The sequence below is a fragment of the Streptomyces sp. NPDC085900 genome, from assembly GCF_044540925.1.
In the GTDB taxonomy this organism is placed as follows: Bacteria; Actinomycetota; Actinomycetes; order Streptomycetales; family Streptomycetaceae; genus Streptomyces; species Streptomyces gilvifuscus.
In genome coordinates this window covers 208,035-230,449 of sequence record NZ_JBITSP010000013.1, presented here as the reverse complement: position 1 = coordinate 230,449, position 22,415 = coordinate 208,035, and the positions used below count along the sequence as shown (strand labels likewise).

Here is a 22,415-nt window from a genome sequence, read left to right as displayed (position 1 = left end):
CTGACGCCCCTACCCGGCGAGCGGCAGCTCGGGCAGCCGTAGCCGCGCACGTTCGCCGTCCTTCGCCAACTCCGCCAGCAGGGCGGCGATCTGCTCCCTGTCGTGGGCCGAGAGGTGTCCCGAGTCGTCGAGGTGGACGGCGCAGGCGGTTGTGGCGTCCGCGAGCCGTTCGAGCGAGGCGACGACCTCGTCCGCGCCCTCCGAGTGCCGGGCGAGCGGGGGCAGTTCGGCCGCGGTGAGGGCGATGGCGGTACGGGCCTCGGCGAGCGCCCGGTAGGCCTCGCGGCGCAGCGTCCAGCGGGTGGCGCGGTCGTCCGACTCGCTCAGCACATGGGCGAGATAGGCCTGCGTGGCCTCGCCGGCCGCCGCCAGCCGCGCCCGCACTCCCCCGCCGCGCTGTCCCGGCATCGGCAGATGGCCGAAGACCAGCACGATCGCGCAGGCCAGCAGCGTCTCACCGATCCGGCTGACGGAGGCCTGCGGCTCCCCGCCGACCATCACCAGGGCCAGCACCAGGACGGTGACGACGGTGGTCTGCGCGGCGAAGTGCCGGGTGGCGACGGGGATGAGGGCGCCGCAGAGGGTGACGAGGGCGATGAGCCCCTCGGGTCGGGGCAGCACGGCGGCGAACCCGGCGAACAGCAGCGCCCCCAGCACGGTGCCGGCAGCCCGGCTCAGCACCCGGGAGGCGAGCGGCCCGAGGTCGGGCTTGACGAGGAAGACGGCGGTGGCGGGCAGCCAGTACCAGTGGGTGTGCTGCCCGTACCAGCGGGCGTGGTGCAGCGCCTGCGCGACGGCGGCACTGGCGCCGAAGCACAGTCCGACCCGCAGGCCGTACTCGCGTCCGCCGGCCCCGAAGGCGACCCGGAGAAGGTCCCGGACGGACCGCCTGCGCGTGTGCAGATCGCCGCCGCTGCCCCGATCGAAGGCGTCGGCGGCGTGCAGCAGGGCGTCGTCGAGGGCGCGCAGGGCGGGCACGGACCGGTGCGGTGCGGGCAGGGGCCCGGTGTGCGTGTTCTCCCGTACGGCGCCGGCGAGCCGGCGGGGCCCTTCGGAGGTCCGCCCGGCGACGGGCTCCCCGGCCCAGGCGAGCGCGGTCGCCGCCTCGGCCAGCGGCAGCGCGGCGGCGTACTGCGCGTGCAGCCGCCGCTCGGCCGAGGAGCTGGCGTAGCGCCGCAGCCGGGGTCCGGCGAGGGCGTCCTGCGCGTGGTCGAGGGCGGCGGTCAGCGCGACGCGGCGTGCGACGGCCTCCTCGGTGCCGGCGGCGTCGAGCAGGTCGGCGACGGCGTCGTACACCGCCGCCACGGCGGCCCGCTCCCCGTCGAACCGGAAGTCGCCGGCGGTGGCGCCGGGGGTGGGCAGGAGCAGCCGCAGACCGAGCAGCCAGCCGGCGCCGACGACGAAGGCGAGCGCCCGCGCCCAGCCGGGCTCGGGCGCCGGCATCCCGGCCCCGACGGCCGACGCGACGAGCAACTGCGTCCCGGCGCTGGAGGCCACGGGCCCCACGGCGCTGACGCCGCCGGCGAGGAGCCCGATCCCGGTGAACAGCACCGTGAGCGCGACGGGGTCGGCGTGTACCTCGGCGTACGTCCCGACGAGCAGCCCACCGGCCCCGGCGAGCGCGGGCACCCCGAGCCGCTTCACCGACGCCCGCCGACTGCCCGGGCGGTCGTTGATCCCGGCGAGCATGGCGGCGATGGCGGAGAGGACGCCGAGCGCGGTGCGGTCGAGGAGGACGGTGATCAGGAGCAGTGGCCCGGCCGACAGCGCACCGCGCGTGACGGCACTCCAGGAGACGGGGCCGCGCTGGGCACGCAGGGCATGCGCAAGCCAGGGCGGAGGACGAAACGCGACGGCGGGGCGGGACACGGGGCTCCTGTCCGGACGAGGGCGGGGTGTGCCTTCGGGCGACGGTGGCCGGGCTGGTGGGGTGTGGTGTCCACGGTAGATCGCTTGCCTGGAGCAGACGGGACAATTGGGTTTCAGGACTGTGACGGCTGCCCCGGGAGGTGCATTCTTTATGAACGCAATTCGTCACGGGCAATCACCACCTGCGATCGACCGTCACGCTGCGTCAATTGAGCACGATCTCGACGGGACTCTCGAAGAACAGCTCGCGCGGGTCGGCCTCTTCCTCCCCCATGCGGCGACCCTACCGAACGGTTCGCCGGATCCTTGTCGACGAGGGAACGCATCAGGGGAACAGCGCCTGGATGGCGTCCCGCAGCTTCTCAGCGATCGCGATCACGTCAGTTGCACCGCCGATCGCGGCGAGGAGTCCACTCAGGAACACTCCCAGCAGGGACTGCTGAGGCCGCCCGCTGTCCAGCTGCTGCCCGATCATGGCGACAGCCGCGTCGCACTGGGCTGAGTCTTCCAGCTCTTCGGCATGGTCTTTCAGTACCGTGCGCAATTCGTCGAGCAGTGTCTTCGCCTCATCGAGCTTCGTCGGCGCGGGGGATGTCCCCGCGACCGTCACGTCCTGATCAACCGTGTCACCAGCGGCGGCGGCGACGGTCGTATTGCCCGTGCCGATCGTGTACGAGACCGTGCTGACCCCCTGCTGCGGCTCCTGCCGTCGTGCAGCCATGATTCACTCCTTCGTCTCCGTCGACGCCTTCCCCGAGGCGGTCTGACCGGTCTTTTCGCCCGCCGCAGCCGTCATGACGTTGTTGTTGTTGCCGATGGTGATCGTCTGGTTGATGACGTTCGACACCTGCTTGTCGAACTCGGCAAGGTCGGCCCCGTGTTTCTTGAGAAAGACCCGCACCCGGGCAAACATCCAGGTCTGGAGGATCGACACGTGGCGCAGGACGTCTTCCCACTGATGCATGTCCTCGACGCTCATCCGTGAGCAGTACTCCCGCAGGCTCACGGGTTTTTCGTACTGGTCGCCGACCGTCACCGGGGATACGGCCCAGTGATCATCGTTCCCGCTCTGCCGGAGGCTGCGGCGCACCACCTGGTACACGCGGTGAGCGAGGTCCACCGTGTCACCCACGGCGTGGAGCGGTGCCGCCAGGAGATCGCGGGCCAAGGCCCACCCGGTGCTCGCCGCGACCGCCGTCTCCTTCCGGAGGGGCGTCATGACGTGGGGCCGTGTGACGAAGTGCAGGGTGCGGCCCTCAAGTGCCGCGTGGGCGAGCACGGTAACGACGATCTGCCCGTCCCAGCTGACCACCTGCGCACAGAGATAGCGGCGGGCCACCGCGCTAGTCGGCGCACCACGCGCCCCGCGGATCATCTCGTCCGCCTCGGGCCATTGCCCGGCCCCGGCGAACGGCAACTTCGCCCACTGCTCCTCAGGTACGGCGAGCATCTCCGAGACATCGCAGTTGGGCAGGGAGTGGGTCTCGATGAGGACTTCACGCAGTTGTTCAAGCTCGTCCCGCAGGTGATCCATCAGCTCGTCGGCCTCGAACTCGCGCAGCCCCTCGAGCTCGTGGTGCTGCCGTTTCTCCCCGTTCTCCCCGACCTCCGCCCCGGCCGCCTTGAGCTGGATGCGTGACGAGCCCTTCTCGAAGAGGAGCGGGCCCGCGCCGACGAACCGGTCTCGGCGGTACTCCCGTTGGTAGGCGATGGTCTGCCAGGTCTCGGTCACCTCGATGCCGCGGATCCGCCGGGCGGAGAGCGGTGCGGCGTACGGCTGGTCGCCGATCTCCTCGCGTCCCGGCCGGACCGCGAGGACGTAGCCCCAGGCGAGCCATCGGTCCAGGACATGGACAAGAGTGATGGCCAGGGCCAGCAGGACCATTGCCCGCTCCCCCTGCCGCACTGCGTCACGGAACAACGGCGCGTGCGCGCCCGCCAGCTTGTAGAGGCCGAAGAGTGCACCACCGAGCAGGATGAACGAGACGACCGACGTCGTCCCCCATTTCAGAATCCTCATAAGCTTGCCGCCCCTGAGCCATATGTGCAGCAGGCCCAGGACGGCGATGGTCCCCACGCCGAACGGATACCGGAAGCCGGTCAGTACCACCACCGCCACGAGTACGGTGGCACGCACACGCCACTGCCTGCGCGCGGCAACACAGTGACTGAGCACGGGCGCCAGCTCGTATCCGAAGGACGGCACGGGCCGCTTGTCGGCGAACAGCACCTCCCGTAAGGCCCAGCGTGCCAGTTGTTCGCCCGCGAACTGACTGAGCTGCGGGATAGCCCGCTTCGGTCGGCCGAGCGCACGGTCCTGCATCCGGCCCAGGAATGCCTTCAGTTGCTTCAACCGGTGCGGACGATCGTGAACGGACGCGGCCAACTGGCGCGTGACCGCGGTGTCGGGTATGGGATCCCGCTCCGCATAGACGGTGCGCCACGGGTTGGGTTGGGTAACCGGCACAGCGGGCATCGGCTTCGCGCTCTGCGCCTTGGACAGCCTGCGCGGTCTCCCGCTCTTGTCGTTCTTCCACGACGGCAGAACCACACGCCACCCCCCGCCCCCGGACCAGCCCGCAGGTGAGTATTTTCCCGACTGCCGAGGGTCCGCGCCAGACCGCAAAAGCGATGTCAGATCCAGGCTCCTATAGGCTCATTGAACCGACGGATACGACATACGCCGGTCAACCGGGCCCAGATCCAGCTCGGCGCGGACGGTCTTGTCAGGCAGCACGAGGCGGCCCAGCGACACAACGGTAACCACCTCCCGCAGATGGGCGAGCGCGTTGACGAGGAGAAGTTCCCGGCCGCACTCGGCGAGGGGCTCGGGACTTGCAGTCCACTCGGGGCCGCGAGGCCGACGCTCATCCGGTCCCGCACTGTGTAGCCGCTGATGACCACCGGGTCGTCTTCCTACAGTGGTTCCGCGGGCGGTCGGCCTCCCCCTTGTCAAGTGCGTCGCTCATGTCACGCCTTTGCGGCAGTCTAGTGAGCTGCGTTCTCGTACTCCGTCCCCGTGGTGTCAAGGAGCCCGTCGTTGAGCACACCGCCCACCTTGTTGTCACGCGCCAAGCCCCGCCTGCGTCGGGCGATGGAGATCCTCGCGGCGGAGGAGGGCGGGCTGCACTTCAGTGAGCTGTGGCAGCGTGTGGTCACCGAATTCCCGCTCGATCCGGACGAGACGGAGATACGCCAGGCGTCGAACGAAACCAAGGGCCAGAACACGTGGATGTGGCAGACGTCCGACTGTGTGTACGCGGGGATGGTCGTCAAGCGCAATGGCATCTGGTCGGCCACCAGCCTGGCGCGGCACCAGTTGGAGGCTCACGGGGACCCTCTGACGTTCCACGAGGTTCCACGGCAGGCCTTCTCCTACTGGCAGTCCCATCGAGCCGGCTACGCCTTCGCAGCCCGGCTCTGCGGTGCCGTCCGCCCGGGGCACTGGGTGGAGCTCGGAAGCCTCGCCGCCGAAGCCGGACTGGACCGGTCTCGGCTCGCAGCCTGGCTGTGGGGTACGCGTCCCAAGGGATGGCACCGAGTGCTCGACGAGGACGGCCGCGTACCGGAGGAGATCCACGCGAGCGATCGCGAAGTGGAGGAGTACGCGAGCCACTTCCGCAGCGAAGGAGGGGCGACTGGTGCCGGGACCTGGGGCACCGAGGTGGCCATCGCTGATCTGAAGCACGTACTGGCAGCTGAGAATGCGCGCCGCGGCAGCGGTCAGAGCGCCTGGCTGATCAGCGCAGACACCTTGTCGGGTGCAGAACAGGTCCAGGAGTGGCTGGACGAAGGCTTCTGTTCGCTCTCCGCCGACCTGGACGGGTTGCCCGGGACCATCTCGCCCGAGGAACTGGCGGTCATGGTCGAGAACCGATACGCGCGTATCCGCTCGAAGCCGCAACGCGCTCGCCTGGCACAGGACTTCGACCGGTTCCTCAACCTCATGCACCCTGACGACCACATCGCCGTCGTCGGCGACGACAAGCTCTGGCTGGGCACGATCACAGGTGATGCGGAGATCGAACATCACCCCAAGGAGGACGGCAATCGACTGCGGCGCCCTGTGCAGTGGCTCACCGTTCCCTTCGACGAGAACGCATTGCCGGAGGAACTTCAGGCCCAACTCTCCAGTGAGCACGACGTCGTGGATCTGACCCAGCTCCTAGACAAGGTCCAGGCCCTCGCCGACGCCGCCGACGTCGGACCGGAGGAGGAGGCACCCAAGCCCCTTCTCGCTCCCGGTGTCACCCTGCCCCTGCCGACCGAGGCCCTCGCCAACGAACTCCTCGTGACCACGGACTGGCTCGAGGAAGTGGTGGAACTCCTGGCTGAGCGCAAGCAGTTGATCTTCTACGGCCCTCCCGGCACCGGAAAGACGTTCCTCGCCCTCCACATCGCCGAGCACCTGGCAGGCGACCGGCGCGCGGTCAAACTGGTGCAGTTCCATCCGTCGTACGCCTACGAGGACTTCATCCAGGGCTATCGCCCCGTCCCGTATTCCGCAGGAGAAGCTGGGCAGGGGGCACTTGGGTTCGAACTGCGCAACGGTCCTTTCCTCAACCTGGTCGAAACGGCCAGGGCGAATCCGAGCACCGCGCATTTCCTCGTCATCGACGAGATCAACCGGGCCAACATGGCGAAGGTGTTCGGTGAGCTGTACTTCGTCCTGGAATACCGCAAGCGACCGATAGACCTGCAGTACTCGGGCGAGTTCACGATGCCGTCCAACGTCTTCGTCATCGGCACAATGAATACCGCGGACCGTTCCATCGCCCTCGTGGACGCAGCGATGCGCCGTCGCTTCGCCTTTCTTCCTCTCCACCCGGACGACGCCCCGACCCGCGATCTGCTCACGGGCTGGATCGCTCGCGAGCATCCCGATTTCGGGGAGGACGTGGCGTTGCTACACCGCACCCTTAACTCCCGGATCGAGGACAAGGACTTCAAGATCGGCCCGTCGTACCTCATGCATGCCTCGGTCTACCAGGACGGCGGCCTCGAACGGGTCTGGCGTACCGCGATCCTGCCGCTCCTCGAGGAGCACCACTACGGCGACGGTACCGATATCGGCCGGCGCTACGGCCTGGCGGCGATCCGCCGCGCCGCGGCAACGGAAGCCGAGCCCCCTCAGTGACCTACACCGAGCGCCTCGACCTCACGGAACGCGGCGGTTGGGTCCCTGCCCGGCTGACTCCTGAGACCGGACAGCTCCTCGCGGACTCCGGCGTCGTCGAGGTGCGGCCCGAAGCCTTCGATCCCACGCACTGGCAGGTGCGGGCGCTGACCAAGGTCGGAGCGGTACGGATCGCCGGAGTGGAGATGTCCATCGCGCCGAAGATCCCGATCGGGCGGCTGTTCTTCCTCCTCGGCTACGCGGCCGATCCGACGCGCGGGTGGCGCGTCGAAGACGAACCCGTAGATGCCGGGGCGCACAAGGGAGTCGTACCGGCCTTGGCGCACGTCTTTGAGCGACTCGCCGACCGTGCACTGCGACAGGGGCTACTGCAGGGGTACCACGCGGTTGAGGACGCGCTTCCCATCGTTCGAGGACGCATCCGCACCGCCGACCAGATGCGCCGCCGGCACGGTATTCCGCTCCCGATGGAAGTGGGCTACGACGAGTTCAGTACCGACATTCCGGAGAACCAGCTGCTCCTCGCCGGAGCCGATCGTCTGCTGCGGCTGCCCGGGGTCCCCGTTCCCGTGCGGCATCGGCTGTTGCGCCTGCGCACCCGGCTCGCCGAGGTCAGCCGGCTGGTGCCCGGCCGCCCCCTGCCCAGATGGCAGCCGAACCGCCTCAATGTCCACTACCAGGCGCCGTGCCGGTTCGCGGAACTGATCCTCAACGGCATCTCTGTCGAGCACCGGCGCGGTGACGTCCGTATTGACGGCTTCCTCTTCGACCTCGCCAAGGTCTTCGAGGATTTCGTCTGCACCGCCCTCTCGGAGGCACTGCGCCCCTACGGCGGCAGGTGTCGAACGCAGGCGCGACATTACCTGGACGAGGCCGGTGACGTCCTTCTGAAACCCGATCTGGTGCACTATGCGGATGACGGGACTCCACTCGCCGTGGCCGACGCCAAATACAAAGCAGTACGACCGGAGGGCTATCCCGAGGCGGACCTCTACCAGATGCTCGCCTACTGCACTGCACTCGGCCTGTCTGTCGGACACCTGATCTACGCGAAGGGCAACGAGCCGCAGGCTCGGCACATGGTCCGCGGCGCCGGCACGATGATCATCCAGCATGCGCTGGAGCTCGACGAGGACCCGTCGCGCATCCTGAGGGCGGTGGAGCGCATCGCCGGATGCTTGGGAAGCGGCAATAAGCCGTAGGACGACAGTCACTCGGAGGCCAATGCGGGAAGTCTCTCGGACCAGGCTCGGTCTCATCAACATCCTCCGCTGCTCGGCAACGAGCAGGCTGTCATACCGCGGTTCAGTGAATTCCACCTCGTGGTCGACCGTGTCCGCCCAGTGGCGCCGCGTCTCGGGGCTGCCATACGACGGTGATATGAGAACCCGCAGCATGTGATCCATTCTCGCCTACAGGTCCAACTCCTCTTCCAGCCACGTCGTTTCGAAGAGTTCCCGGGCTTCCGTGATCAGGCGGGTGAGGTTGCCGTCTGCCTCCGCCGACAGCGACGCGATGATGCCGTCCACGGTTCGCAGTCCCGCCCGCTCCAGCAACCGCTTCTCGTTCGTCACCCACTCCCCCCGCGCCGCGAGCACCGCATGTGCCATCTGCGCCGCGGCCGTCGCGATGGCGCCGGCGGCCTCGGTGAGGCGGCCCGCCGGGGCGTGGTTGGCCTCGGCGTAGGCGAGGGTGGCGAGGGCGGTGCCGCGCCAGCGGTCGGCGGCGCGGGTGCGGAGTCTCTCCGGGTACGCGGCCGGACGAGGGAGTTCTCCGCGCAGCACCCGATTGATCGCGAGCTCCGCCACGACCAGGTAACTCGGAATCCCGGCGAGATGGAACATCAACGGCTCCACCCGGAACCGCCCCTCCTCGGCCTCCGCCAACTCGTGCTCCACGACGTCGAGATCGCGGTAGTGCACGTCGACGCGCCGACCGTCGATCGTCAGCCAGGCTCCGCCGTTGAAGACGCCGCCGCCCCAGCCGCCGACCTCGGAGACCTCGCCCTGCCAGCCGATGGCGCGGAGGTCATCGGGGTCGAAGGGGCCGCGGTAGTAGACGGCCAGGTCCCAGTCGCTGTCGGGCTTGTGCGTGCCCTGGGCGCGAGAGCCGCCGAGTGCGACGGCCCGGACCGTGGGAAGGGCGGCCAGGCGGTCGGCCACGGTGTCGAGGAATTCCTGGTCGTCGTCTCTGTCCGTCCCGGGCATGTGGGCCAGCCTGCCCCACGCTCCCCCGCCGACGCCACGCTTTAAGGGGCCGCCGCCCGTGAGCCGGTCACCACGCGTGAGCCTCGGACGAGCGAACCTCGCCCATCCACAGGGTGGATGAACGTGATCCGGGAATGCGATGGCGCAGAGGGTAGGCACCGGGAGCGCCCTGTCCCATAGTCGTGCAAGTCCTGACGCCCCTCTCGAAGGGCGCATTCCCCTCGGGGCCGGCGAGCGTGCATCGGTGCTCAGCCGCGTAGCCCGTCACCGCCCTTGTGGAGGCCCTGCGTGCCCGGTTTCGCGTACCCATCCGTGCCCGCCGACGGTTTCGCCGCCCAGAGCACCGAGCCCGTGCCCGGGGCCGGACCCGGATCCGCATCCGGGGGCCGGCTGCGCCTGGTGGTCCTGATGGCCGGCAGCTGTCTGCCCGTTCTCGGCGCGGTGCTCCTCGCTCCGGTGCTGCCGAAGCTCCAGGACCAGTTCGCGACGGTGGCGGACGCGGACGCGCTGGTCCCGATGATCCTGACGATCCCCGCGCTCGCGCTCGCCCTGCTGGCACCCCTGGCGGGTGTCCTGATCGACCGTCTGGGACGCAGAGCCCCGCTGGTCGTGGCGAGCGTCCTGTACGCGCTGTTCGGCACGGCCCCGCTGTGGCTGGACTCGCTCGATGCCATCGTGGTCGCCCGCGCCCTCCTCGGTGTGGCCGAGGCGTTCATCATGACCTGCTGCACCACACTGATCGGCGACTACTACACGGGCCGTGCGCGCGACCGGTACCTGGCGCTGCAGTCGGTGTGCGCCACCGTCTCCGCCACCGCCTTCTTCATCCTCGGCGGCGGGATGGGCTCCTCGGACTGGCGGGCCCCGTTCCAGCTCTACGCCGTCGGGCTGCTCCTCGCCCCCGCGATGGCCGCGTTCCTGCGGCAGCCGCTGCCGGACGTGACCGCGGACGAGGCGGCCGCGGTCGGCCGGCGAGGCTCGTCGGGGCTACGGCTGGCAGGCATCTGCCTGCTCTCGGTGTTCGGCGGCATCGTCTTCTACATCGTCCCGGCGGAAACGGCCTATCTGATGAACGGCCTGGGGGTGGGGTCCAGCGGCCTGATCGGCATGGTCACCGCGATCGCCAGCGCCGCCACCGTCACCGGATGCGTCATCTTCGCCTCGCTGATCGGGCGGCCCGAGCGCAGACTCCCCGCGATCTTCGCCCTCTGCGGGGCGGGGCTCGTGGTGATCGGCCTGGCCCACGACGTGGCGGTTCTGATCATCGGTACCTTCCTCAGCGGCATCGGCACCGGTTTCCTGCTGCCCTCGCTGGTCACCTGGGCGATGTCCAAGCTGGAGTACGGCAACCGCGGCCGCGGCACCGGCCTGTGGACCGCGTCGTTCTTCCTCGGGCAGTTCCTCTGCCCGCTCGCCGTCATCGCCCTGGAGTCCGTCACCGGTGGCCTCACCGCCGCCGTCGCCGCCGTCGGTCTCGCCTCGGTGCTCGTGGCGATCGGGCTGCTGCCGCTCCTTCGCCGGACGACGGACGCGAAGGGCGCCCGGCACGCGTGACCCGTGCGGTCCGGACTGAGGCGGGCGGGAAAATGGGATGCGCTGTCGGCAATTGAGCCTCGACCATCGATGCGGCCGTCCCGTGTCCACCCCAAGGAGCCGACCTAGTGATCCGCCGCGTCACCGTCCCCGCCCTCTTCCCCCCACCCCGCTACTCCCACGCATCCGTCGTCGAGGCAGGGACGAGGCTCGCGTTTCTCGCCGGAACCGTGCCGCTCGACGCCGCCGGCAAGCTGGTCGGGGAGGGGGACGCCGTGCGGCAGGCCGAGCAGGTCCTGGCGAATCTGGGGGAGCAACTGCGCGCCGTCGGCAGCGACTTCGCGCATGTCGTGGCGACCGACGTGTACGTGGTGAGCGATGACACCTCCGTGCTGTCCGCCGTCTGGGAGGTCGTGGAGGCGTCCGGGCTCAGCCTCGGACCGCACTCCTCGACGCTGCTCGGCGTGAACTGCCTGGGCTACAGCGGCCAGTTGGTGGAGATCACCGCCACGGCGGTCGTGCCCGAGGCGGTGTCTTCGTGAGTGCGTCGCAGGCGCCCGCGGTCCTCCGCCGGGCCACCGCTCCCGATGCCCGCGCCGCGGCCGACGTCTGGCTGGAGTCCGTCGCCGCCGCGCTGCCGACAGTGGTCAGTCCGCGTTCCGCCGACGAAGTGCGGGCGTACTTCCGGGACGTGGTGGTGCCGTCGCGCGAGACCTGGGTGGCCCAGGTCGCCGACCGGATCGTGGGAGTCATGGTGCTCTCGGGTGACGAGCTCTCCCAGCTCTACCTCTCCCCCGACTGGCGGGGGCGCGGCATCGGCGACCGTTTCGTGGCGCTGGCCAAGGAGCGCAGTCCCAAGGGCCTGGAGCTGTGGACCTTCCAGGTCAACAAGCCCGCCCACCGGTTCTACGAGCGGCACGGCTTCGTCGCCGTCGAGTACACGGACGGCAGCGGCAACGAGGAGCGGGAGCCGGACGTGCGGTACGCCTGGCGGCCGTGAGTCAGAGGGCGACCTCCGGACGCCCTAACGCCTGACGGCGTGAGTCCGGGTGCGCCCCCCGACGCCCGAACGCCTCACGACCGTGACTCAGGGCGCGACCTCCCGGCGCCCGAACGCCCAGCCCGCGGCCTGTGCCGCCAGAGCCACGAGGTCCGGTTCGCCGGTCTCGCCGTTCAGGTGCCGGTACTCGACCGCGGTGAGGATGACGATCCGTTCCCGCAGGCCGAGGTCGTCGTAGAAGCCGGTGTCCAGGATGTCGGCGGCCGCGTCGCCCGCCGGGACACCGGCCGCGTGGCGGGTGTGGACGAGGGCTTCGAGCCGCCGTAGGTACGTGATGTGGTCCCGGACGTCCTGGGGGCTCATCACCGGACCGTGGCCGGGGACGATCGTGTCCGGATCCAGCGCCAGGATCGTCTCGCAGGCCGCGGCGATCCGGGCGAGCGGGCCGTCCCAGTGCACGGGGTGGTCGTCGGCGAACAGGACGTCCCCGGCGCAGACCACCCGCTGCGCGGGCAGGTGGACGATGAGGTCGCCCGCGGAGTGCGCGGGGCCCACCTCGATGAGTTCGACCTCGATGTCGCCGACCCGGAGGTCGTGGCGGCCGCTGAAGGTGACCGTCGGCGGCACGGTCTCGGTGTCCTCGTACCGGTAGCGGCCGAAGTGTTCGCGGGCGTACCAGCCCAAGGGCTGGTCGGCGGGCGTCCCATGCGTCAGGAAGTGCATCTGCTGGGGCGAGGGCTCCCGGCACAGGTGCTCCGCGCTCGCCTTGGTGGCGATGATCTCGGCGCCCGGGAAGAGGCCGTTGCCGAAGGTGTGGTCGCCGTTGACGTGGGTGTTGACGATCGTCCCCACCCCCGCGGCGCCGGCCGGCAGGACCGGGCGGGCGGCGGCGATCAGCGCCTCGGTCATCGGCCGGTCGTAGGGCGTGTCGACCAGGGCCGCCTGCTCGCCGGAGGTGATGAGCAGGCAGTTGGCGAAGCCCCAGGTACCCGTGTGCGGCGGGGCCCACAGGTGGAGGCCGTCGGCCACCGGGGTGAGTGCGTCGGGAAGGTTCATGCCGCTCATTGTGGGCGAGGGTGATCACCCGCCGGGGGCCACCCCCATTGCCACCCCTGCGGCCGCCCCCGGACCCCACCACCTCACTCCCCCGCCCGCCCCCACACCCGCCGCTTCGGCACCGGCTTCGCGTAGCTGCCCGCCCGGCTCGTCGTCAGGCCCAGCCCCACCAGCGACTCCGCCAGCTTCACCGCCGCGCCGACCCCGTCCACCACCGGCAGCCCGAGCTTCTCCCCGACCGCCCGCTGCAGTCCCGTCATCCCCGCGCACCCGAGCACCAGCACCTCGGCGCCGGCCTCCCGCACCCGCTCGGCGGCCGTCAGGAACGCGGCCTGCGTGCGGTCGGCGTCGCCGAGGTCGAGCACGCCGAGGCCGGTGCCGACGACCGCCGCGCAGTTGCGGGCCACGCCCGCCAGTTCGAGGCTGTCCTCGATCTGCCCGCAGGACCGCTCCAGCGTGGTGACGACCCCGTAGCGCCGCCCGAGCAGGCAGGCCAGGTGCGCCGCGGCCTCGGTGATGTCCACGACGGGCACGTCCACCAACTCCCGGACACCTTCGCGCCCGTGCTCCCCGAAGCCGGCCATCACGACGGCGTCGTACGCCGGGCCCTCGTACGTCCGCAGCAGGTCGATGACGGCCGCGGCCGAGAGGTGGCTGTCCAGCCAGCCCTCGGCGGACTCCGGTCCCCAGGCGGGGGTGAGTCCGAGCACGGTGGTGCCCGGGCCTGCGGCGGCCCGGGCACCTCGTACGATCTCCTCGGTCATCTCCTGCGTGGTGTTGCAGTTGGTGACGACGATCCGCACGTCCGTCAGACCTCCACGGCAGCGGGCTCGGACGCGCGCTCGGCCCGGCAGATCAGCAGGTACAGCCCGGCCGCCAGGGCCGTGCCGATGAACCACGAGTACGGGGCGACGTCGCTGAAGGTCTTCACCAGCGCGAGCACCGCCGCGACCCCGGCCGAGGGCAGGAACGCCCACAGCGCCTTGGGGTTGACGCCCTTGCGGTAGTAGTAGCGGGAGCCGGGGCGGGCGTCGAAGAGCTCGTCGACGTCCACGCGGCCGCGCTTGACCAGGTAGTAGTCGACCATGATCACGCCGAACAGCGGGCCCAGGAAGGCGCCGAGGCCACCGAGGAAGTAGTTGACGACGGTCGGGTTGGAGAAGAGGTTCCAGGGCGTGACGACCAGCGCGGCGACCGTGCTGATCATGCCGCCGACCTTGAACGTGATCTTCTGCGGCCACACGTTGGCCAGGTCGTACGCCGGTGAGACGAAGTTGGCGACGATGTTGACGCCCATGGTGGCCACGGCGAAGGTGAAGGCCGCGACGACCAGCACCCAGGTGTTGCCGATCTTGGCGACGAGTTCGGCCGGGTCGGTGATGGCGGTGCCGAACACCTTCAGCGAGCCGGCCGTGACGATCACCGAAACGACCACGAACGCCGTGGAGTTGACGGGCAGGCCCCAGAAGTTGCCGCGGCGCACGGTCCGGTAGTCCGGCGCGAAGCGGGAGAAGTCGCAGAAGTTGAGCATCAGCGTGCCATAGGTCGCGAGGATCAGGCCGATCGCGCCGAACCACTGGCGCCACTGCTCGCCGACCGGCACCGGGTGCGGGGTGGAGGTGAGGGAGATGCTCCAGTCGGCCTTCCACAGCACCCACACCGCCAGCGCGATCATCACCAGCCAGATCGCGGGACCGCAGAAGTCCTGGAACTTCCGTACCGATTCCATGCCCTGACTGATGATCAGCGCCTGGATCAGCCACAGGGAGACGAAGGAGCACCAGCCGAGGGCGTCGAGCCCCAGGAAGGAGTGGTGCGTCCAGGACTCCAGGCCCGGCCAGGCGGCCAGCAGCATGACGTTCACGGCGACGGAGGCCAGATAGGTCTGGATGCCGTACCACATGATGGCGATCACGGCGCGGATCAGGGCGGGGATGTTGGCGCCCCAGACGCCGAAGCTGATGCGGCTGACGACCGGGAAGGGCACGCCGTGCCGCTGGCCGATCCGGCCCATCCAGTTCATGCCGATGTAGATGAGCACGAAGCCGATGAGCAGGGCGGTGAAGACCTGCCACACGTTCATGCCGAGGACCAGCAGGCCGGCGGCGAAGGTGTAGTTGCCGAGGTTGTGGACGTCGGACATCCACATGGCGAACAGGTCGAAGACCTTCCAGTTCCTCTTCCCGGCGGGCGCGAGGTCTTCGTTGGTGAGGCGGGGATCGGGGACGAACGCTGGGGCGCCGGTGGCTGCGGCGCGGTCGGCGAGGGACACGGGGCCTCCAGAACGGGGGAGGGAGGAACGGGTGCGGCCGTTTGGTATACCAAACTGCGGTCATGGTCCCCCCGTCAAGGGTTCCGACCGATGTCGCCGTCGTTAACGCTCCGTAAAACACCCCATGGCCCGGAGCGGGCGCCGCCACGAGGACAATGGCTCCATGAGCTCCCCCACGAAGATCGAACCCCTGGGCGCGGTCCGTGAACGCGTCCTGGCGAACCTGCGGCAGGAGATCATCGCGGGCCGCCTCCTGCCCGGCGACCGGCTGGTCGAGCGGGAGCTCGCGGACCGCTACGGCGTCTCCCGGGTGCCGGTCCGCGAGGCGATCCGGGCGCTGGTCGCCGAGGGGTTCGTGCACTTCGAGACCCCGCGCCGCACGGTCGTGCGCAGACTCACGCCGAACGACGTCCGGGAGCTGTTCGAACTGCGCGAGGCGCTGGAGGTCTACGCGGCCGGGCTCGCCGCGTCGAACGCCACCCCGGAGGATCTGGCCGAGGTGGAGGAACTCCTGGAGCGCGCGGCCGCCGCGACCGAGGCCGGGGACGCCGAGCTGATCACGGACATCAACAGCCGTCTGCACGACCGCATCGTGGCGATGGCGGGCAACAGCCTGCTGACGGCCGCCCTGGAGCCGGTCGCCGGTCGGCTGCGCTGGATGACCCGGCGGAACGAGGAGTGGCCACAACTCCTGGTGGAACACCGCGAGTTGTACGAGGCGATCGCCTCCGGCGACCCCGAGCGGGCCCGCACGCACGCGCTGGCCCATGTGCGCACCAACTACCGCTCCACGGTGCGGCATCTGTTCGGGGACGCGGAGGCCTGACCCGCAGTCCCGGGATCAGCGGCGGGCGTACTTGTCCGTCGCCGCCACCAGTGCCTCGGCCATGCCGGGGCCGCCCACGCTGTGGCCCACGTCGTCCACGATCACCAACTCGCTTCCGGGCCAGGCGTGATGGAGCCGCCAGGAGATGCCGAGCAGGTTGCCGAAGTCGAGGCTGCCCTGGACGAGGGTGCCCGGCACGCCCTTCAGCAGAGGGGCGTCCCGCAGGACGACGCCCTCGTCGTTGCCCTCGCCGAGGAAGTGGTCGTTGCCCCAGTAGTGCGTGACGGTGCGGGCGAAGCCGTAGCGGAACGCCGGGTCCTCGAACCGCGGGACGGACCTCGGCGGCGCGGGTATCGTCGCCGTCTCCCAGTCGGTCCAGGTCCGTGCCGCCCTCGCCCGCACCTCCGGGTCGGGCGACTCCAGCAGCCGGTTGCAGGCGGCGGCGAGGTTGCCGTCCCGTTCCGCGGCGGGCAGGCCGGCGCGGAACCGGTCGAAGGCCTCCGGGAAGAACCGGCCGACTCCCCTGGTCAGCAGGGCTACTTCGGCGTCGGAACCGGTCGCGACCCCGGTCACCACCACCTCCGACACGGCGCCCGGATGGGTCTGCGCGTACCGCAGCCCCAGCACCGAACCGAACGACACCCCCCACACCAGCCACCGCCCGATCCCCAAGTGCCGCCGCAGCAGCTCCAGATCGGCGACGAGGTGAGCGGTCGTGTTGACGCTCATGTCGGTGTCGTAGGCGCTCGCGCTCGGTGTGGAGCGTCCGCTGCCACGCTGGTCGAGCAGAACGATCCGGTAGGCGGCCGGGTCGAACAGGCGCCGGTAGTAGGGGCTGGAGCCGGAGCCGGGTCCGCCGTGCAGGACCAGGGCGGGCTTGCCCCTCGGGTTTCCGCAGGTCTCCCAGTACACGCGGTTTCCGTCGCCGACGTCGAGCATGCCGTGCTCGTACGGTTCGATCTCCGGGTAGAGGGGCATCCGGGCACGGTAACTCCCCCGCGGCCGTGACCGCCTCCTCATTTCACGGGCAGGCCGGCCGCCTCCCCCGCCGTGCGCAACACGTCCCGCAGCATGTCCGGGGTGAGCTTGCCGGTGAAGGTGTTGCGCTGGCTGACGTGGAAGCAGCCGAAGAGGTCGAGGCCGTCCAGCGGCACGCGGGCACCGTGCGTGAAGACGGGCCGTGGCCGGGGAACCGCCCAGCCCGCCTCGGCGAACGCCGGCAGCGCCGCCTGCCAGCCGAACGCGCCGAGCACGACCACGGCGCGGAGCGTCGGCCGCAGCAGCCGCAGCTCCTGGACCAGCCAGGACCGGCAGGTGTTCCGCTCCGCGGGCGTGGGCTTGTTCTCGGGCGGGGCACAGTGCACCGGCGAGGTGATGCGGACACCGTGGAGTTCGAGGCCGTCGTCGGCGGTGACAGAGGTGGGCTGGGAGGCCAGCCCCACGTCGTACAGCGCCCGGTACAGCACGTCCCCGGAGCGGTCCCCGGTGAACATGCGGCCCGTGCGGTTGCCGCCGTGGGCCGCGGGTGCGAGGCCGACGATCAGCAGCGAGGCGTCGGAGGGACCGAACCCGGGCACCGGCCGCGCCCAGTACGTCCAGTCCCGGAAGGCCGCCCGCTTGGTCCGCCCGACCTCCTCCCGCCACTCCACGAGCCGAGGACACGCGACACATCCGGCGATCCGGGAGTCGAGCTCGACCAGGCTGTCCATGGATCAACGGTACGTCGCCGGTCCCGTCGGAAATCCGCGCGGAACACCCGGCCCGAGGGAGCTAAGGTCGGGGACATGGCTCCGCACGCTGACCAGGACGACACCGCCGATCCGAAGAACACCGTCCACAAGGCCGACGCCGAGCAGGCCGCCGAATCGAATGCCGACACCGGGCAGGCCGCCGATCCGAAGGTCGCCGCCGCGATCGCCGCGGCCGAGGCGGCCGGGCCGGCGAGCGGCGAGAGCGTCCGCGTCGACAGCTGGATCTGGGCCGTCCGCCTGATCAAGACCCGTTCGCTCGGCGCCTCCGCCTGCAAGGGCGGGCACGTGCGGGTGAACGGCCAGAACGTGAAGCCCTCGCACAGCCTCCGCGTCGGCGACGAGGTGCGGCTGCGCCACGAGGGCCGGGAACGGATCGTGATCGTCAAGCGGCTGATCCGCAAGCGGGTCGGCGCCCCCGTGGCGGTCCAGTGCTACGTCGACAACTCGCCTCCTCCGCCGCCGCGCGAGGCCGTCGCCCCGATCGGCATCCGCGACCGCGGCACCGGGCGCCCGACCAAGCGCGACCGCCGGGAGCTGGAACGGCTGCGCGGGATCATGGGCGGCGGCACGGGACGACCGGGCGGGCACTGACTCCGGGGCACACGGAGGGGGGCGTCCGGCGCGGGCCGGACGCCCCCTTCGCCGCCGGGGCTCACCCCCGTCGTCGTACGAGATCCAGCAGATCCCTGTTCGAGTCGCGCCGCGCCCAGGCGATCACGGCGAGCGGCACGATCAGGATCAGCGGCGTCGCGGCGTTCTCACCGCCGAAGACGATCATCTGGACGAAGAACGCGCCGACCATCAGCGCACTCAGCGCGACCGCGGCGACGGACTGCAGCACCGGGATCAACAGGGCCACGGCACCGGCGAGTTCGAGCGCGCCGATGGTGTACATCCCCACGCCGCCCCAGCCGATCCTGTCGAAGGCGTCGACGGCGTACTGGTTGCCGATCAGCTTCGGCAGGGCGCTCGCGACACCGTAGAAGAGGGCGAGCAGGACCTGCACGGTGCGCAGGGCGATCCGGGCGCGGCGGCCGCGGACGGAGCCGGAGGCGGCGGAAGCGGTGGAGGTGACGGGGACGGTGGTCTCGGACATGAGGTTCTCCTGCGGTGAGCGGTGAGCGGTGGGTGTCGCTGTCGCAGGGGTAGACCCCGGCGCCCGCCCGAACTCATCGCCGTCCGCGCCGCTTTCACAGTTCGAACCAGCCGTGCCCGTGGTACCAGTGGCCGCCCGCCCGCAGATGGTCTCCGACGGCCCGTTCCAGGGCGCTGCGCCGGGGCAGGGTCTCCACCGGCAGTCCCGGGTCGCCGAACACGAACTCCACCGGGTCGGTGTCCGCCGGTTCCTTGTCCTCGCGGGCGAGCCGGAACCGCTGCTGGAAGCGGACGATGTTGGAGCCGGCCGGCAGGTAGTGCGTCAACTGCCGGTCCAGCAGCCAGGAGTGGCAGGTCGCGACCCGGTACTTCTCCTCGGGGAAGCAGCGGGCGAAGAACTCCGCGGCGAGCGCCAGCGAGCGGTCACAGGCGGCCGGGGTGAGCGGGCCGAGGAAGTCGGGGATGTGGAGGTTCAGACACGGTGTGCCCGGACCGACGTCGAGTCCCGCCGCCGCGAGCGCGGTGCCCGTGCGCCGGCCCAGCCGTGCCCGTTCGAACTGGAGCCGGCCCAGCTGGTACAGCTCGCCGCGGAAGTGGTGGCCGAACCACCAGACGGCGTGCACGCCCGCCACGCCGTACCGCCGCCGGTGCACCGCCATGTGCCGCCCGAGGTCGGCCAGGGTCCGCCGGGACACCTCGTCCGGGACGCCCCGCTCGCGGTGGTAGGCGCGCGTGTACGGCAGTGCCGCCACGAACACGTACACGGGGAAGCAGCGCTGCAGCGGGCCCGAGGCCCAGTCGAGCTCGGGCAGGTCGAGGCCGGTGCCGATCTCCCCGACCCCCCGGACGAGCTCCGCCACGGACGCCTCCAGCGCCTGCCGCAGCTCGGGGTCGTCGGTCACCCGTCGGCTCATCCGTACGAGTTCGCCGATGTCCTCATGGGGTACCGCGAGATCGAGCAGCACCTCGGCCAGTTCGTCCGCAGCCGGCAGCACAGGAACCCCCTTTGGTGAACGTCCGCATCGAAGAGTACGTTGCAGGAAGGAACGGTGATCAGGCGATGCGTACCGGCAGTGAACCCACGACCGCGCGCAGTGCCCTGCGGGCGCGGTTCTGGCTGAGCGTGTGGGGGCTGGTCTGGGCGGTCTTCGGCACGGTCGCCTTCGCGCTCGTGGGACGGCCCGGATGGGCGGCGGCCTGCGGAGTGCTGTGGCTGGTGATCACCGTCGACCTGACGTTCATCCTCAGGCACATGCGCCAGGGCCCGCACTACCAGCCGGGCCCGGACGTCCCGCCGTACCGGCCGCCGGGCAGGCGATAGGACGCGCGAGCCGAGCCGAACGGCAGGCCCTGGCTCAGGCCGACTCGTCGAAGCGGGCCGCCTTCAGGTACTGGGGGTTGGGGTCCAGCGCGGCCGCCAGGCGGAAGTGGCGCTTGGCCTGGTCGCCCCGGCCCTGGCGTTCGTAGGTGCGGGCGAGCGCGAAGTGCGCGAACGAGTTGTCCGGCTCGCGCTCCAGGACGATCGTGAACTCCAGCTCCGCGGGCCGCAGTTGCGCGGCGGCGAAGAAGGCACGCGCGCGCAGCAGTCGAGCGGCGGTGTTCTCGGGGTGCGCGGCGATGACACCGTCGAGCAGCTTCACCGCGCCCCGCGGGTCCCGTGCGTTGAGCAGTTGCTCGGCGGCACGGAAGTCGATGACGTGCGTCTCCGGAGTACGTCCGGTCGAACCGCTGGTCTCGGGCACGGCAGAGTCCTTCCCTCACTGGAGGGGTTCAACGCGCCTGGAGGGGCGTGCTATTCCCGGGGCTGCCGGGACGAGTCCCCCGCGGCGTGCGCCCGACGCTCGAGATCGGCCCATACGTCCCGCACCCGGCGCCGCAGCTCCTCCAGCGGTACGTCGTTGTCGATCACGACGTCCGCGATCTCCCGGCGCTTCTCCCGGGTCGCCTGGGCGGCCATACGGGCGCGGGCGTCCTCCTCGGTCATGCCGCGCAGCCGCACGAGCCGGTCGAGCTGGGTCTCGGGGCTCGCGTCGACGACGATCACGACGTCGTACAGCCCGGCCAGGCCGTTCTCGGCGAGGAGCGGCACGTCGTGGACGACGACGGCGTCCTCGGCGGCGGCCTCCTCCAGTTCCCGGGACCGCGCGCCCACCAGGGGGTGCACGATCGAGTTCAGCACCGCCAGCTTCTCCGGGTCCGCGAAGACGATCGAGCCCAGCTTGGGACGGTCCAGGGTGCCGTCCGCGGTGAGGACGTCCGGGCCGAAGGCGTCGACGACATCGGCCAGTCCCGGCGTGCCCGGCTCGACGACCTCGCGCGCGATGCGGTCCGCGTCGATCAGTACGGCCCCGCACGCCACGAGCAGCCGCGACACCTCGCTCTTACCGGCACCGATGCCCCCGGTCAGGCCCACCTTCAGCATGCCCAGAAGCTTACGGCCCGCCGCCGGCGCCGCGTGCCGGACCCTGGGGAGTCAGTTGTCGCCCTCCCGCTCCGCCAGGAAGCGCTCGAACTCCTGCCCGATCTCGTCGGCGGACGGGATGTCCACCGGCTCGGCGAGCATGTTGCCGCGGCTCGCGGCGCCGGCGACGGCGTCGTACTGGTTCTCCAGGCCCTGGACCAGGGTGGTGAGCTCCTCGTCGCCCTCGCGGATCTGCCGTTCGATCTCGGTCTGGGTGCGGTGGGCGTCGGTGCGCAGGCCGTGCGCGATGCCCGGGAGGACCAGGCCGGTGGCGGCCGTGATGGCCTCCAGGACGGTCAGGGCCGCGTCCGGGTACGGGGAGCGGGCGATGTAGTGCGGGACGTGCGCGGCGACGCCCAGGACGTCGTGCCCGGCCTCCATCAGGCGGTACTCCACGAGGGACTCCGCGCTGCCGGGAACCTGCGCCTCGTCGAAGGGGCTGCGGTGCCCGGGGACCAGGTCGCCGCGGTTGCCGTGCGGGGTCAGGCCGACGGGGCGGGTGTGCGGGACGCCCATCGGGATGCCGTGGAAGTTCACGGCGAGGCGGACGCCGAGCCGCTCCACGATCTGCTCGACGGCCTTGGCGAAGCGCTCCCACTCCACGTCCGGCTCGGGGCCGGAGAGCAGCAGGAAGGGCGCCCCGGTGGCGTCCTGGACGAGCCGCACGTCGATGCTCGGCTCCTCGTAGTCGGTCCACCGGTCGCGCTCGAAGGTCAGCAGCGGACGGCGGGCGCGGTAGTCCACGAGCCGGTCGTGGTCGAAGCGGGCCACGACCTGGTGGGGCAGCGAGTCGAGCAGCCGGTCGACGATCTGGTCGCCGGTCTCGCCCGCGTCGATGTATCCGTCGAAGTGGTAGAGCATGACAAGGCCGGCCGACTCCTGGGCGAGCGCCATGTCGACGACTGCCAGGCCCTTCGGCTCCCATGCGTACAAACCCTGCGGATCAAGCACAGTGACCGCTCCTCCTCGTGTTCGTACACATCAACGCCCCCTGGAGCAGGGGCATTCCCGCTCAGGCCCCTGATCAGCCGCATCTCAGGCCCTTTTCATGGCGGGGCTGCGGTGGAAGGCGCCCCAAGGGGGCGCGGGGAACTGCGCGACAAGCCCCCACCGGCCGGCAGCCGAACTCCGAGCCGGGACAACGCCGAGGGGCCGCACCTCGAAAGGTACGGCCCCTCAGTTACCAGCTATGCCTCAGCGGCAAGCGT

22 protein-coding genes are annotated in these 22,415 nt (G+C 70.6%); 8 read left to right on the top strand and 14 right to left on the bottom strand.

Annotation, left to right across the window (positions count from 1 at the left end):
* Positions 1–9: 9 nt before the first annotated feature.
* The 3 genes from ACIGDI_RS35990 to ACIGDI_RS35980 form a co-directional block, all read right to left on the bottom strand.
* Positions 10–1,869, bottom strand: a complete 1,860-nt coding sequence (locus tag ACIGDI_RS35990; RefSeq protein WP_399905806.1) for an FUSC family protein — start codon at positions 1,867–1,869, stop codon at positions 10–12.
* Positions 1,870–2,194: 325 nt separating this feature from the next.
* Positions 2,195–2,590 carry a hypothetical protein gene (locus tag ACIGDI_RS35985; protein WP_399905803.1) on the bottom strand — a complete coding sequence of 132 codons (396 nt, stop codon included), beginning with the start codon at positions 2,588–2,590 and terminating at the stop codon, positions 2,195–2,197.
* Positions 2,591–2,593: 3 nt separating this feature from the next.
* Positions 2,594–4,420, bottom strand: a complete 1,827-nt coding sequence (locus ACIGDI_RS35980) for a hypothetical protein (RefSeq protein ID WP_399905800.1) — start codon at positions 4,418–4,420, stop codon at positions 2,594–2,596.
* A 489-nt stretch (positions 4,421–4,909) separates the two neighbouring features.
* Between ACIGDI_RS35980 and ACIGDI_RS35975 the strand changes: the two genes are divergently transcribed.
* On the top strand, positions 4,910–7,006 hold the full coding sequence (locus ACIGDI_RS35975; RefSeq protein WP_399905797.1) for an AAA family ATPase: 2,097 nt from the start codon (positions 4,910–4,912) through the stop codon (positions 7,004–7,006).
* Positions 7,003–8,208 (top strand): McrC family protein, encoded by a 1,206-nt coding sequence (locus ACIGDI_RS35970; protein WP_399905794.1) that lies wholly within the window; start codon positions 7,003–7,005, stop codon positions 8,206–8,208. Before ACIGDI_RS35975 ends, ACIGDI_RS35970 begins: the two co-directional genes overlap by 4 nt.
* A gap of 210 nt (positions 8,209–8,418) precedes the next feature.
* Here ACIGDI_RS35970 and ACIGDI_RS35965 read toward each other — a convergent pair whose 3' ends face one another.
* Entirely contained in the window at positions 8,419–9,213 is a 795-nt protein-coding gene (locus ACIGDI_RS35965) for a nucleotidyltransferase domain-containing protein (protein ID WP_399905791.1), read from the bottom strand.
* A gap of 288 nt (positions 9,214–9,501) precedes the next feature.
* Here ACIGDI_RS35965 and ACIGDI_RS35960 point away from each other — a divergent pair, with 288 nt between their 5' ends.
* The 3 genes from ACIGDI_RS35960 (at position 9,502) to ACIGDI_RS35950 (ending at position 11,746) form a co-directional block, all read left to right on the top strand.
* Entirely contained in the window at positions 9,502–10,767 is a 1,266-nt protein-coding gene (locus ACIGDI_RS35960) for an MFS transporter (protein WP_399905788.1), read from the top strand.
* A 107-nt stretch (positions 10,768–10,874) separates the two neighbouring features.
* Positions 10,875–11,288: a RidA family protein gene (locus ACIGDI_RS35955; RefSeq protein WP_399905786.1), complete on the top strand. Its 414-nt coding sequence runs from the start codon at positions 10,875–10,877 to the stop codon at positions 11,286–11,288.
* Complete coding sequence (locus ACIGDI_RS35950; RefSeq protein WP_399905783.1) at positions 11,285–11,746, top strand: GNAT family N-acetyltransferase; 462 nt, start codon at positions 11,285–11,287, stop codon at positions 11,744–11,746. The genes ACIGDI_RS35955 and ACIGDI_RS35950 overlap by 4 nt, the downstream gene beginning before the upstream one ends.
* Positions 11,747–11,833: 87 nt before the next feature.
* On the opposite strand, the gene ACIGDI_RS35945 is transcribed toward ACIGDI_RS35950, so the two are convergent.
* The 3 genes from ACIGDI_RS35945 to ACIGDI_RS35935 all read right to left on the bottom strand — a co-directional run bounded on the left by ACIGDI_RS35945 (position 11,834) and on the right by ACIGDI_RS35935 (position 15,074).
* Positions 11,834–12,802 carry an MBL fold metallo-hydrolase gene (locus tag ACIGDI_RS35945; RefSeq protein ID WP_399905780.1) on the bottom strand — a complete coding sequence of 323 codons (969 nt, stop codon included), beginning with the start codon at positions 12,800–12,802 and terminating at the stop codon, positions 11,834–11,836.
* A gap of 83 nt (positions 12,803–12,885) precedes the next feature.
* Positions 12,886–13,605, bottom strand: a complete 720-nt coding sequence (locus ACIGDI_RS35940) for an aspartate/glutamate racemase family protein (RefSeq protein WP_399905777.1) — start codon at positions 13,603–13,605, stop codon at positions 12,886–12,888.
* Between the two features lie 5 nt (positions 13,606–13,610).
* On the bottom strand, positions 13,611–15,074 hold the full coding sequence (locus ACIGDI_RS35935; protein ID WP_272175597.1) for an NCS1 family nucleobase:cation symporter-1: 1,464 nt from the start codon (positions 15,072–15,074) through the stop codon (positions 13,611–13,613).
* A gap of 163 nt (positions 15,075–15,237) precedes the next feature.
* Between ACIGDI_RS35935 and ACIGDI_RS35930 the strand changes: the two genes are divergently transcribed.
* Positions 15,238–15,900 carry a GntR family transcriptional regulator gene (locus tag ACIGDI_RS35930; RefSeq protein ID WP_399905774.1) on the top strand — a complete coding sequence of 221 codons (663 nt, stop codon included), beginning with the start codon at positions 15,238–15,240 and terminating at the stop codon, positions 15,898–15,900.
* Positions 15,901–15,915: 15 nt separating this feature from the next.
* On the opposite strand, the gene pip is transcribed toward ACIGDI_RS35930, so the two are convergent.
* Both pip and ACIGDI_RS35920 read right to left on the bottom strand, forming a co-directional pair.
* Positions 15,916–16,878, bottom strand: a complete 963-nt coding sequence (gene pip, locus ACIGDI_RS35925; protein WP_399905771.1) for a prolyl aminopeptidase — start codon at positions 16,876–16,878, stop codon at positions 15,916–15,918.
* Between the two features lie 38 nt (positions 16,879–16,916).
* Positions 16,917–17,609, bottom strand: a complete 693-nt coding sequence (locus ACIGDI_RS35920; protein ID WP_399905768.1) for a uracil-DNA glycosylase — start codon at positions 17,607–17,609, stop codon at positions 16,917–16,919.
* A 75-nt stretch (positions 17,610–17,684) separates the two neighbouring features.
* Here ACIGDI_RS35920 and ACIGDI_RS35915 point away from each other — a divergent pair, with 75 nt between their 5' ends.
* The gene (locus ACIGDI_RS35915) at positions 17,685–18,242 is read left to right on the top strand and encodes an RNA-binding S4 domain-containing protein (RefSeq protein ID WP_399905765.1); all 558 of its coding nucleotides are present in this window, start codon (positions 17,685–17,687) and stop codon (positions 18,240–18,242) included.
* Between the two features lie 61 nt (positions 18,243–18,303).
* Here ACIGDI_RS35915 and ACIGDI_RS35910 read toward each other — a convergent pair whose 3' ends face one another.
* Positions 18,304–18,747 carry a DoxX family protein gene (locus ACIGDI_RS35910; RefSeq protein WP_399905763.1) on the bottom strand — a complete coding sequence of 148 codons (444 nt, stop codon included), beginning with the start codon at positions 18,745–18,747 and terminating at the stop codon, positions 18,304–18,306.
* A 94-nt stretch (positions 18,748–18,841) separates the two neighbouring features.
* Positions 18,842–19,741: an acyltransferase domain-containing protein gene (locus ACIGDI_RS35905; RefSeq protein WP_399905761.1), complete on the bottom strand. Its 900-nt coding sequence runs from the start codon at positions 19,739–19,741 to the stop codon at positions 18,842–18,844.
* 65 nt (positions 19,742–19,806) lie between these two features.
* Here ACIGDI_RS35905 and ACIGDI_RS35900 point away from each other — a divergent pair, with 65 nt between their 5' ends.
* The gene (locus tag ACIGDI_RS35900; protein ID WP_200704668.1) at positions 19,807–20,067 is read left to right on the top strand and encodes a DUF6343 family protein; all 261 of its coding nucleotides are present in this window, start codon (positions 19,807–19,809) and stop codon (positions 20,065–20,067) included.
* 34 nt (positions 20,068–20,101) lie between these two features.
* Here ACIGDI_RS35900 and ACIGDI_RS35895 read toward each other — a convergent pair whose 3' ends face one another.
* Genes ACIGDI_RS35895 through ACIGDI_RS35885 form a run of 3 tightly spaced genes read right to left on the bottom strand, consistent with a single transcriptional unit; the run spans position 20,102 to position 22,158 of the window.
* Complete coding sequence (locus ACIGDI_RS35895; RefSeq protein ID WP_200704669.1) at positions 20,102–20,488, bottom strand: M48 family metallopeptidase; 387 nt, start codon at positions 20,486–20,488, stop codon at positions 20,102–20,104.
* Between the two features lie 50 nt (positions 20,489–20,538).
* Positions 20,539–21,168: a dephospho-CoA kinase gene (gene coaE / locus ACIGDI_RS35890; RefSeq protein WP_399905756.1), complete on the bottom strand. Its 630-nt coding sequence runs from the start codon at positions 21,166–21,168 to the stop codon at positions 20,539–20,541.
* A gap of 51 nt (positions 21,169–21,219) precedes the next feature.
* On the bottom strand, positions 21,220–22,158 hold the full coding sequence (locus ACIGDI_RS35885; protein WP_142151290.1) for a PAC2 family protein: 939 nt from the start codon (positions 22,156–22,158) through the stop codon (positions 21,220–21,222).
* Between the last annotated feature and the right edge of the window lie 257 nt (positions 22,159–22,415).

What these genes read in the sequence shown, in the direction of transcription:
- ACIGDI_RS35910 (WP_399905763.1), bottom strand. Translation starts at nt 18,747, where the DNA reads ATGTCCGAGACCACCGTCCCCGTCACCTCCACCGCTTCCGCCGCCTCC.
- ACIGDI_RS35965 (WP_399905791.1), bottom strand. Translation starts at nt 9,213, where the DNA reads ATGCCCGGGACGGACAGAGACGACGACCAGGAATTCCTCGACACCGTG.
- ACIGDI_RS35920 (WP_399905768.1), bottom strand. Translation starts at nt 17,609, where the DNA reads ATGGACAGCCTGGTCGAGCTCGACTCCCGGATCGCCGGATGTGTCGCG.
- ACIGDI_RS35915 (WP_399905765.1), top strand. Translation starts at nt 17,685, where the DNA reads ATGGCTCCGCACGCTGACCAGGACGACACCGCCGATCCGAAGAACACC.
- ACIGDI_RS35945 (WP_399905780.1), bottom strand. Translation starts at nt 12,802, where the DNA reads ATGAACCTTCCCGACGCACTCACCCCGGTGGCCGACGGCCTCCACCTG.
- ACIGDI_RS35985 (WP_399905803.1), bottom strand. Translation starts at nt 2,590, where the DNA reads ATGGCTGCACGACGGCAGGAGCCGCAGCAGGGGGTCAGCACGGTCTCG.
- ACIGDI_RS35900 (WP_200704668.1), top strand. Translation starts at nt 19,807, where the DNA reads ATGCGTACCGGCAGTGAACCCACGACCGCGCGCAGTGCCCTGCGGGCG.
- coaE (WP_399905756.1), bottom strand. Translation starts at nt 21,168, where the DNA reads ATGCTGAAGGTGGGCCTGACCGGGGGCATCGGTGCCGGTAAGAGCGAG.
- pip (WP_399905771.1), bottom strand. Translation starts at nt 16,878, where the DNA reads ATGCCCCTCTACCCGGAGATCGAACCGTACGAGCACGGCATGCTCGAC.
- ACIGDI_RS35930 (WP_399905774.1), top strand. Translation starts at nt 15,238, where the DNA reads ATGAGCTCCCCCACGAAGATCGAACCCCTGGGCGCGGTCCGTGAACGC.